Source organism: Methyloglobulus sp. (assembly GCF_964779595.1).
On the sequence record NZ_CBAROL010000027.1, the window covers coordinates 20,344 to 31,167 of the forward strand.

Annotated in this window: 9 protein-coding genes; 1 reads left to right on the top strand and 8 read right to left on the bottom strand. The window is 45.6% G+C overall.

Annotation, left to right across the window (positions count from 1 at the left end):
* Positions 1-120 precede the first annotated feature (120 nt).
* The 8 genes from chrA to AC1YY3_RS09780 form a co-directional block, all read right to left on the bottom strand.
* Positions 121-1,473, bottom strand: a complete 1,353-nt coding sequence (chrA, locus tag AC1YY3_RS09745; protein WP_481823736.1) for a chromate efflux transporter — start codon at positions 1,471-1,473, stop codon at positions 121-123.
* A gap of 252 nt (positions 1,474-1,725) precedes the next feature.
* Complete coding sequence (locus AC1YY3_RS09750; protein ID WP_481823735.1) at positions 1,726-2,760, bottom strand: agmatine deiminase family protein; 1,035 nt, start codon at positions 2,758-2,760, stop codon at positions 1,726-1,728.
* Positions 2,757-4,436 carry a DNA repair protein RecN gene (recN, locus tag AC1YY3_RS09755; RefSeq protein WP_481823734.1) on the bottom strand — a complete coding sequence of 560 codons (1,680 nt, stop codon included), beginning with the start codon at positions 4,434-4,436 and terminating at the stop codon, positions 2,757-2,759. Before recN ends, AC1YY3_RS09750 begins: the two co-directional genes overlap by 4 nt.
* Before the next feature lies 1 nt (position 4,437).
* Entirely contained in the window at positions 4,438-5,322 is an 885-nt protein-coding gene (locus AC1YY3_RS09760) for an NAD(+) kinase (protein WP_481823733.1), read from the bottom strand.
* Between the two features lie 144 nt (positions 5,323-5,466).
* Positions 5,467-7,449, bottom strand: coding sequence for a CHASE2 domain-containing protein (locus AC1YY3_RS09765; RefSeq protein ID WP_482194450.1), 1,983 nt, complete (start codon positions 7,447-7,449; stop codon positions 5,467-5,469).
* Positions 7,450-7,511: 62 nt separating this feature from the next.
* Positions 7,512-8,114, bottom strand: a complete 603-nt coding sequence (locus tag AC1YY3_RS09770) for an OmpA family protein (protein ID WP_481823731.1) — start codon at positions 8,112-8,114, stop codon at positions 7,512-7,514.
* A gap of 34 nt (positions 8,115-8,148) precedes the next feature.
* Positions 8,149-8,589, bottom strand: coding sequence for a FecR family protein (locus AC1YY3_RS09775; protein WP_481823730.1), 441 nt, complete (start codon positions 8,587-8,589; stop codon positions 8,149-8,151).
* A 173-nt stretch (positions 8,590-8,762) separates the two neighbouring features.
* Positions 8,763-9,587: a CvfB family protein gene (locus AC1YY3_RS09780; protein WP_481823729.1), complete on the bottom strand. Its 825-nt coding sequence runs from the start codon at positions 9,585-9,587 to the stop codon at positions 8,763-8,765.
* 542 nt (positions 9,588-10,129) lie between these two features.
* Here AC1YY3_RS09780 and AC1YY3_RS09785 point away from each other — a divergent pair.
* Positions 10,130-10,824 (top strand): hypothetical protein (locus tag AC1YY3_RS09785; protein ID WP_482194451.1); only part of this gene is annotated, 695 nt, incomplete at its 3' end.

The window sequence follows — 10,824 nt, forward strand, 5'->3', positions numbered from 1 at the left end:
AGGTACAAGGTACAAGGTACAAGGTACAAGGTACAAGGTACAAGGTTGTGTTGCTGTTTTAGCCTTGTGTCGTTAAGTCTTTCTCCGTGTGATGAGGTATAGGTTGTTGATTTTAATGATCTACAACGAAACCAACAATCCCGCAGCAGCAGACACAACAATCACAGGTATTACCCCAATCTTAAACCGAAATAATGCGATTAAGGCATAAGCGCCAATCAAAGCAGCAACACCGTCAAAATTCCTGCCAAATCCTGCCGGCCAGAATACGTGCAAAGCGAAAAACACCGCAAGATTAAGAATAACGCCCACAACCGCAGCAGTAATTGCCGAGAGCGGCGCAGTAAACTTCAAATTGCCATGCGTCGATTCCACCAACGGACCGCCAGCCAGAATAAACACAAAGCTCGGTAGAAAGGTAAAGTAAGTCACAATAAGTGCAGCAATTGTGGCGGACATCAGCAAGGATCCAGTACCTAATGGCAGTTCGTGCCAACCTGCCAGAAAACCGACAAAAGTGACGATCATAATCAGCGGGCCGGGCGTGGTTTCACCCAGTGCCAAGCCGTCGATCATTTGCGCGGCACTTAACCAATGGTAATGCTCCACTGCGCCTTGATACACATAAGGTAACACCGCATAAGCACCGCCAAACGTCAACAACGCCGCCTTGGTAAAAAACCAGCCCATCTGGGTAAATGCACCTTGCCAGCCAAACTGCCAGCACAACACGCCCATTACGCCACTCCACAATACCAAGCCTATCAAAAGGATTGTGCCTAATCGCGCCCAGCGAAATTGGGCATGGTCGGGTGTGGGCGTATCGTCATCAATCAATGCCGCGCCATAACTTAGCTTGCTTGCACCGTGTCCACCACCAACAGCAAATAATGATGGCGCGATACGACCACCTAAAGCACCCAGCAAAGCAGCAATCAATACGATAACAGGGAAGGGTGTATGTAAAATAAAAATAGCGGCAAAGGCCAATGCCGCCAGCAACCACATCAGCCAGTTCTTCAGGGCGCGCGAACCAATGCGATAAGCGGCAAATAGCACAATCGCCGTAACTGCTGGTTTTATGCCGTAAAGTACAGCAGATACCAAAGGCACTTGACCAAAACGCAGATAAATCCAACTCAGTAGAATCAGCAAAAATAACGATGGCAAGATAAACAGCAAGCCCGCTGCAATGCCACCCCAACTGCGGTGCATCAGCCAACCGATATAAGTCGCTAATTGCTGTGCCTCAGGACCCGGCAATAACATACAGTAATTCAGCGCATGTAAGAATCTGCGTTCGGAAATCCAACGGCGTTGTTCAACTAACTCCTGGTGCATGATGGCGATTTGTCCAGCGGGTCCACCAAAACTGATAAAACCTAACTTTGCCCAAAATCGTAAAGCCGCCATAAAACTTACTGGTTGGGGTGGAAGGCTGGTGTTAACTCGTTCAGGTTCGGTGTTTTCCATTTGTGTATAAGAGTACTTGATTAGTACGTGATTGGTCATGCAGTAGGCTATGTGGGCAAGCTAAAGCGACTGAAAGCATTGTAAAACCTTCTAAAGAGCGTGTGTTATTTGTATATCTCTTTGATTTTAATATTATATGTTGGCTACAAACCTAGGTTTGTACGCCTGCATTTAATTCTTTCACAATCGCTAAAGCGAAATCCGATATAAAATTCAGTTAGTGCCGGTTTCTGCTATCGCCATCGAAGAAAGCTACGACTGTTCGCAATCCAATAACGCCTTTTCAGGAAATTGCATGGTCATGCAATGCAAGCTACCGTATTGATAAACCAATGGACGGCATGGGGTTGGGATGATTTTGTGCTTAGGGAAGCAGGCCGCTAGACGTTCCACGGCGACGGCATCCATAGTATCATAATAAGCAGGCACCATGACTGCGTTGTTGATGATGAGAAAATTAACGTAATTTGCCGGTAAACGCTGGTGTTCTTCGTCAAAAATCGGTTTTGGCATGGGCAGAGCGACCAATTCATAAGGTTGGTTTGTTGAAGTACGGAACGCTTGTAACTGGGCTTCCATGCGCTTTAGGCTATGGTAATGACGGTCATTGCTGTCATCACAACTGGTGTAGGCGATGGTCGTTGCCGAGCAGAACCGCGCCAAGGTGTCGATATGGGCATCGGTATCATCTCCGGCTAAATTGTCTTGATCCACCCACAACACGCGCTTTGCGCCTAAGTGCAGTAACAGTTGCTGTTCAATGTCAGACTGAGTCAGCCCTTTGTTTCTATTAGGATTTAACAGGCATTGTCGAGTGGTCATGATAGTATCAACACCATCGCTTTCAACGCTACCGCCTTCCAAAATAAAATCAATGTCCTGATGGCTAACCTCTTTGAATGGGACATGGGTCAATAACTTATGATTAAGTGCATTATCTTCATGATGTGGATATTTATTGCCCCAGCCGTTAAAGCGAAAGTTGAGCAGTTGCGGTAGCCCATCGTTTTCCACGGTGAGAAACACGGTATCTCTTGCCCAAATATCGTTAACAGTGGCTTGAATGTAATCAATATTGTGGTCGTTATGCAGCAAGGCTTTGATATGTAGCTGATGACTATCATCATGGCAAACGATAATCAGTTTTTGCTGTTGGGTAATCGTTTTGGCGATGAAAGTATAAGTTTCTTCAATCGATTCAAGCCGATTGGCGAAGTCGCCCGTCCTGTGCGGCCAAGCGATTAATACAGCGGATTGTTTTTCCCATTCGGCTGGAAAGCGGATCATTGGTTTTTGGTTCCTGTAGTTAACATTTCTCGTGCATGGGTGCGGGTGTTTTCGGTAATAGTAACGCCACCCAACATTCTTGCAATTTCTGTTACCCGTTCTTCATCGTCAAGTAATCTGACGGTAGATGAAGTAATGTCGGTTTGGTTGTTTTTTTCCACATAAAGATGGTGATGCGCTTGCGCCGCGACTTGCGGCAGATGCGTCACGCACAGCACTTGTCGCCCTAGCCCCAGACTACGCAATTTCTGGCCGACAATTTCAGCAATGCCGCCGCCGATGCCAGAATCCACTTCATCAAAAATCATGGTCGGCGTGGTGTTATCGCTGGAGGTGGTGACTTGTATCGCCAAGCTTATCCGCGATAATTCACCGCCGGAAGCGACTTTTACCAAGGGTTTAGGCGGTAAGCCTGGGTTAGCACAGACCAAGAATTCAATCTTATCTTTGCCGTTGAGTTTAGGTGTGCTGTCTGACGATACTGAGCAATCGACCAAGAATTCCCCTTGCGGCATACCGAGTTCTTTTACCATTGTCGATATTTGCAGTTGGAGTTTTGTACCTTGCTGGCGACGTACAGATGAAAGATCCGAAGCAAATATTTGATATTGCTTGAATAATTCCTCGGTTTGTAAGCTAAGTGCAGCTATACGTTCACCGCTGTGGGTAACGCCATGCAGTTCACGTTCGAGATTTTGCGCTAATTCAGGTAATTCTTCTGGATTGACGTGATGTTTGCGGCTAAGTTTTTGGATCACACCAATCTGGTTTTCCAGAATCGCCATGCGCCCAGGATCGGCTTCCTGTGCTTTGATAAATCGCCGCAACTGCAAAGCAGCTTCTTCAGTTTGGATTTGCGCCTCTGAAAGCATGGCGCTTATTTCGTTCAGTTCCGGCGCATACTGGGCAATCTGGGTAATTTCGCTGACGCTTTGGTTGAGCAGTTGGTTGACAGAAAACTGGTCGTTCTCATACAGGCTGTCAACTTGCCGCTGCCCGATGGCGAGTATATTTTCAAGGTTAGCCAGTTTGTCGTGTTCTTCAGATAGAGCCGTGTAATTGTAATTTTGCAAATCAAGGTGTTGCAATTCTTCAATCTGAAAACGCAAGAATTCTTCTCGTTGCTGTTGGTCAGCGCTGGCTTTGCTCAGGTTTTCCAGTTCTTTATTCGCTTTATGCCATTGTTTGTAGCAATCGTTGAGCTTGTCCAATAATGGTTGATTTTTACCGAAAGCATCCAGCAAACGGCGTTGCTCGTCACTGTTAAGTAAGGTCAGGTGCGCATGTTGGCCGTGAATTTGCACCAGCTTTTCGCTGAGTTCTTGCAAGATTTGTAAGGTAACAGGGCGGTTATTGATGGTGGCTTTGGAACGACCATCGTCCGATACCACGCGTCGAATAAGGCAATGTCCCTCGTCATCCAGATCATGGTCTTTCAGCCATTGTTGCGCCTGGAGAACATCAGTTATATCAAATTCAAGGTTGATTTCTGCACGTTTGCAATCGGGACGAATAAATCCCGAATCGGCACGGTCACCCAAAGCTAAACCCAATGCCGTCAACAAAATGGATTTGCCCGCCCCAGTTTCGCCCGTCAATACCGACATGCCTTTAGCAAGGTCAAGATCCAGCGATTTGACGACGGCAAGGTCAATAATGGTCAGGTTTACTAACATCTCAATGCGTTGGGTAGCCGCCACTCCAGTTCAGTTTCGACCTGAGTATCTGGAAAAAATCATGGCCTTCTGGATGCAGAATTCGTATGGGTTTTGGGTATTTGTTAATCAGAATTTTATCACTAATTAATACATCTGGGATTTCGATGTGATCGCAAGTGACCAAGGCATTGATTTGCTTGGTTTGGCAAAAGCTGATCTCGATTTCAGCCGAATCATCTATCACGATAGGACGGTTGGATAGGGTATGCGGATTAAGCGGCACGAGTACCAAGGCATTCAGTGAAGGATGTAATATCGGTCCACCAGCCGATAGGGAATAAGCCGTTGAACCCGTCGGAGTGGATACGATAAGACCATCAGAGCGCTGGGAATTCAGGAAAACGTTGTTAATCTTGGTGACGATTTCAATCATGCTAGGCGTAACCCAGCGGTGGATAGCAACTTCGTTTACTGCTGTTTCTTCATTGATGACTTGATTATCCCGAATGACTTTAGCCTGTAAGAGGCTGCGTTTTTCCTCGACATAATGACCCTGCAATATTCGGTGCAGCTTATCAGGCAGCTCACTGGGCGATATGTCCACCAAAAAGCCCAGCCGCCCTAGATTGATACCAATAATTGGCACATCATAGTGGGCAGTCACTCGCACAGCAGACAGAAACGTGCCGTCACCACCTACCGCGATCACCAAATCGCAACGTTGCCCCAGTTGCTCAATCGTGCAGCATTCCAGCGAATTATTGTCAATGTATTTTGCAGTCTCCGTACTTACGATGACGCGGTAATGTTGCTTTAAATAGCCGTAAAGCACAGCTAAGGTACTAGCAATACTTGGATCACTCGGCTTACCCAAAATGCCTATGGTTTTAAAAGAGGTGTGCATGGTTTGATAATAACCGGAAAGTCGCTCGATTATACAAAAAACCAGGTTATGAAATCGGTTTTATTGTTGTGGTGATGGCTTTGTGGGTGCTGGGCTTGCGTTTGCCTAAGTATTTGGGCAACCACAAGCGATTGATGCTTCCCATTACTCTTCATTCGCCAATAAGGTTTCCCGTTGATCGTCACTGTCTAAAAGGCGCAGAGCGATGTCGCGAAACTGTTCATGTATCGCTTCAAAAGCGTCAACAACCATAGGGTCGAAGTGCTTGTTTTTGCCTTCCTTGATGAGTGCAACGGCTTTGTTATGGGAGAAAGCGGGTTTGTAAACACGCTTGCTGATTAAGGCATCATAGACATCGGCGAGTGCCATCAAGCGGGCGGAAAGTGGTATCGCTTCTCCCACTAAACCCTGGGGATAGCCACTACCATCCCATTTTTCCTGATGATATAAGCAAATTTGGTGGGCAAGCTGCATAAACGGATTCCAGCCGATTTGTGTCGCCACCGAATTAATAATATCTGCACCTATTTGCGGATGGGATTGCATGATTTCAAATTCGACTTCGGTAAGACGATCATTTTTAAGCAGGATATGATCCCGAATGCCGATCTTGCCTATATCGTGTAGTGGCGCAGCTTTATACAATAATTCAATAACGTCATTGGTCAGATAGGTCTTATATTTAGGTTGTTTTTGCAGGTGCTGCGCCAAGGCTTTGATGTATTCCTGAGTGCGTTTGATGTGCGCGCCCGTTTCTGGATCTCGATATTCGGACATGGAGCAAAAGCTGCCTATGATACCTTCTTGGGTGCGAGCAACCAGTAAAGCCATCTCTTTAGCATGAAGAAATTCCTTGATGTACTTCATTAAAACTAAAATCAAAAATGCCAGCAAGGTCATTAAAATCGGCAACGCAGGCGATATGACCAGACCAGTTTTGGCTAAAAGTAGTTGTGACAAACCCAATAGCGTAGCAATCAGTAAACTGGGGATGGCAATAATTGCTAGTGGTCCGGCACCTGATAACCCTAGGAATAACGCTAAACTCAGCATGGTAGCAACTGCTATTTCAATTAAAGCAGCATTGCTAGGTCGATGTAGAAAATCTTGTCGCGCTAAGTTATCAATAATGGCGGCATGGAACTCAACACCGAGAAATTGCGGTGCGTAAGGTGTAGGTCGAACTTCATGTAAACCTGCCGCAGAAAACCCGACAAAAACAATTTTACCTGTTAATAGGCTTGCTGGCACAGTTCCAGCAAGAATATCGGCGGCAGAAAACCGTGCAACGCGTTGTTCATCAATTGGAAATTTAATCAACAAATTCCCGGCCTTATCCAATGGAACAGACATTTTACCTAGCTGTAAAGTGAGTCCGGTTTGGCTGGAAGAAACTAAAAAATTATCAAGTGCATTGGCAGATAAAAAAGTTTGTAAAGCAAGGCTGGGGTAAAGACGAGTTTTGTATTCAAGAACTACTGGTGTTTTACGATAAATACCGTCGCTATCCGGTGCAGAATTGATAAATCCACTAGCGTTTGCACCCTCTTGAATCTGCGGCACGTTACAGGCGACACTAACGGCATGGTGCAACGCATTTTTATCTGTATCAGAGGAAAGCATTGCGCCGCTTGCCGACTTGGGCTGGCAGGGATTATCGTTAGCTTTGTCGAAGGCAAAAAAATAACTGGCTACAAAAGGTCCTGTTTTTAATGCCTGGCCGAGTATCGTATCGTAGTCTCTAAGTGATTCTTGTATGGCAGCGATGGGGAATTTTTGATTAAAATCACGCGCTATTACCCGCTGTATTTCCGCAGGCGACGTTCTGTCCTTTTCCACAAAAAAGGCATCAATGCCAACTGCAAGGGCTCCAGATTCTTGTATGGCTGTTAGCAGACGCGCCACTTTATAGCGCGGCCAGGGCCATTGACCGAAAGCGGCAAGGCTTTTTTCGTCTACTTCAACGATGACGGGTAATGGGGAAAGCGTTGCTTTTGGCAGTAGCCCGATCTGGATGTCAGTAACGGCATTATTCAGCCGTTCGACGACAGCAGGATTAACTATTGCCAGTGCCAACAGTAGCAATGTTAGGGCAACGCCTATGAGGATGGTTTGCTTCCGCCCCATTGTAGTCGATGGCAGCGTCGTTGGACTTCCTTGTTGGGTAGTTTGCAATCCTTGCAAGACACTTACCGAATTTCGACTTCCACGCGCCGATTACGGGGTTCATCGACATTGTCGGCAGTGGGGATTGCAGGATCGTTTTCGCCATAATAGCGAATATCTTCCATACATTCTCTAGCAGAACCCATGCCGATTAAAGTCTTGGCGACTGTTTCGGCACGTTTTATGGAGATACCACGGTTCGTCTCGTTATCGCCAACACGGTCAGCGTGTCCGATGATGCTTAGGTCGCAAGATTTTCGAGCTTCGATTGCTGTCTTCGTCTTGGCGAGTTCTTCATTGGAATCAGCCAGTAACTCCGCGCTGCCAGATGAAAAATAAAACCGAAAGTGTGCTGGCGGCGTAGGTTCTTTGGCTAAAGTGTCAGCAAACATATCATGAATCTTGCTATCACTTAACACAACAGACCTGGATGGTGCTTGATTGGCATTCAATGCTTGAGTGCTTTCTTTGTCTTTTGACAGCATCATCGTGCCACTCGCCGTGGTAACATCGACTTGTCCGACCTTGCCGTTGGCATCGGGGATTAAAACCACGGTCGTACCTGTGGAGCAGCAAGCCGTCAACAAGCTGACCACTAGCACAATAAACAGTATCCGAATGTTCATAGCAGATTCCCCGTATCGGGTTGGGTTAAAGTTGTTAATCGACATTAATCAAGATTTTGGTTCCGCGCAAACCCAGCGTTGCAGTTGGGGTTTTAAATTGTACCGAACCTGGGGAAATCCTGCCTATCGCACCTGACATGAACGCGACCGAGCCTTTTACTACGCGCGATATGAAGGAAACGCTTTGTTCGGCGGGTTTAAACAGGAAATCTTCAACAATTAACTTGCCGCTAGGACCTAGGGTTAATACTGCACCATCACTAAAGATAATGCCGACTGCCCCATCCGAGTTGGTAACAATCGTGTCGCCCTCAAATATTTCTGCACCGACTTGCAGATTAACTTCAGCTCCTTGCCGGATTGCCGTAGCAACTGGTTCGTATGTTTTAACCAATCCTATACGTTCAGAGGCCATCGACATTGGCGAAAATAGCAATAACACACCAAATAATGCGAAACAGATGGGTGATTGCACGAAAAATTTGACCCGAAGAAACATAAAACACCCCGTAGAAGCGCGTATTTAATGAAGTTTGCCGCGTAAGTATAAGTTAATATTTACGCGGTAGTTAGTGTTTTGGTCGCTAAACCAGCAGGTTGACCAAATACCACTGCCGATAGCTTTGTGTAAACGAGATAATGTCGTCGTTAAACCAGCCTAATCCCATCTTTCTCGATCACCACCAATTTCTGCTTATACAGCGCACCAATCGCCTGTTTAAACACCTTTTTGCTGACTCCGAAAGCGTTATAGATGGCTTCTGGTGGGCTTTTGTCGCTTAAGGGTAGAAAACCTTGGTTGTCTTTCAGCTTGGTTATGATTTTATCGGTCAGTTCATCAACTTTACCGTATCCAGGTTGATGCAGAGTGAGGTCAATTTTGCCGTCTGCGCGGATTTGTCGAATAAAACCGTCTAATTTTTGACCTTTTTGCACGGGCTGGAACAGCTCATTTTCGTACAACATACCCCAATGCGTGTTGTTGATAATGGCTTTAATGCCTAAATCGGTTTTATCGGCGATAAGCAGCGATACTTTTTGCCCTGCCTTGAAGTAAAAACCCTCTTCCGCGATGAATTTCTCGATTTTAGTCGTGGCTAAAAGACGGTTTTGGGCATCGAGAAACAGTTTTAGCAGATACGATTTGCCCACTTCCAGTTCGTGATGTTGCTCACCAAACGGAACTAACAAGTCTTTGGGCAAACCCCAATCCAGAAAAACGCCTACCCGATTAACCGAAACCACTTTCAGCCAAGCAATATCATCGACTAAGGCTTTGGGAATCGTGGTGGTTGCCGCCAAATGCCCTTCGGTATCGACGTAGACGAACACATCCAGTGCTTCATCCACCTGACACAAAGGCGGTTTCTTGTCTACCAGCAGCACTTTGGCTGATGTTGGACTTGCAAGATAAATCTCCGAACCGATGCGACTTGCGACATTAAGGGTATTAATTTTGCCGATTTGTATCATTGAATAACCCGATTAATTTTAAAAAGTAGCTTGCTTGTTTACACGCTCCAACATTAGCACAACGAGCAAGTTATTTTTCATTTTTGGCGTATACGACCACTATTTGCTATCACTTTGTAGAGTTTTGTAAGTTCCTAAAGTGTGAAAAATTTCACTGCTTTATAGGTATTACTACGTATTTACGCCGTTAGGATTCCGAGTATATTTAAAGCCACTTAAACAATCAGGGTAAATGGACAAGGATAATCAACTGACTATTTAAGATTCCATGATCAGTTAGAAGTTTAACGGTTTGCATTTTGAATTTCTCATCTGATTAAAAGGGCATCCTGTTTTGACAATAAAGGACGATAAGTATCGGAAAAAACAATTAACCTAAGGTTCTATTGCGCTGTTGGGGCTAATCGCAGCGGGTGATTACATGGCAGGATACCGATTGTATCCATTAGCTTGTACCAAGTAACGCTTAAAGCGACGGAAATTGATATGTAAAATCTTATTGCCCTGATTGTTCAGAATCTCTGACATTATGAGGTATTAAAATGAAACTACAACACACTTTGCTTGCGATAGCGGTAGCCACCGCAAGCATCAATGCAAGTGCCGATTTGGCAGCAGTTGGCGACCCGGATTCTGTCACCGGATTTCCGGCATATTATCAAGATTATGGCGATCTAAATTCTACCAGCCCAGAACCATTGGCACTGGATCTGTGTTTACCGAATAAGATACCGCTTGATAACGCTGAATTGGCGGACGGAAGTTGTTTGATGTTGTCAGGAGACGGCACGATACCTGATGAGACCCAGGCTATTTCTTTTCCAGACAATTTCCCCGACGAAGCATTTTATTATAACGCTTCTGCTGGCATGGCATTGGTTGGTGGGAATAATGCGCTATTAGTTTTGGCAGTAGAAGCCGCATTTGTTAATGCCGTACAAGATGGCGATCAAATTGTATTCTCACGCTTGCGCTATCGTTTTACGGCTCCCCAATCTGGCTATTACACAGTCGAAACGCCGTACAGTACGGATGGGCCAGTGTTTAAAAATGCTGGGGATTTTATTAATGAAACTGAAGATATTGGCGTAAATTGCGCTCAAGGTGATTTTACCTGTGCTTTGAAGGGGTCAACAGCACCATTCCTGCGGGCTTCTGATACCCGTGGTGGAATACCAAAACCCTTGTATGAGGCGCATGGCAATAAATATTTAGCAGCACCGGGCATTAATACCTT

What these genes read in the sequence shown, in the direction of transcription:
- chrA (WP_481823736.1), bottom strand. Translation starts at nt 1,473, where the DNA reads ATGGAAAACACCGAACCTGAACGAGTTAACACCAGCCTTCCACCCCAA.
- AC1YY3_RS09750 (WP_481823735.1), bottom strand. Translation starts at nt 2,760, where the DNA reads ATGATCCGCTTTCCAGCCGAATGGGAAAAACAATCCGCTGTATTAATC.
- recN (WP_481823734.1), bottom strand. Translation starts at nt 4,436, where the DNA reads ATGTTAGTAAACCTGACCATTATTGACCTTGCCGTCGTCAAATCGCTG.
- AC1YY3_RS09760 (WP_481823733.1), bottom strand. Translation starts at nt 5,322, where the DNA reads ATGCACACCTCTTTTAAAACCATAGGCATTTTGGGTAAGCCGAGTGAT.
- AC1YY3_RS09765 (WP_482194450.1), bottom strand. Translation starts at nt 7,449, where the DNA reads ATGGGGCGGAAGCAAACCATCCTCATAGGCGTTGCCCTAACATTGCTA.
- AC1YY3_RS09770 (WP_481823731.1), bottom strand. Translation starts at nt 8,114, where the DNA reads ATGAACATTCGGATACTGTTTATTGTGCTAGTGGTCAGCTTGTTGACG.
- AC1YY3_RS09780 (WP_481823729.1), bottom strand. Translation starts at nt 9,587, where the DNA reads ATGATACAAATCGGCAAAATTAATACCCTTAATGTCGCAAGTCGCATC.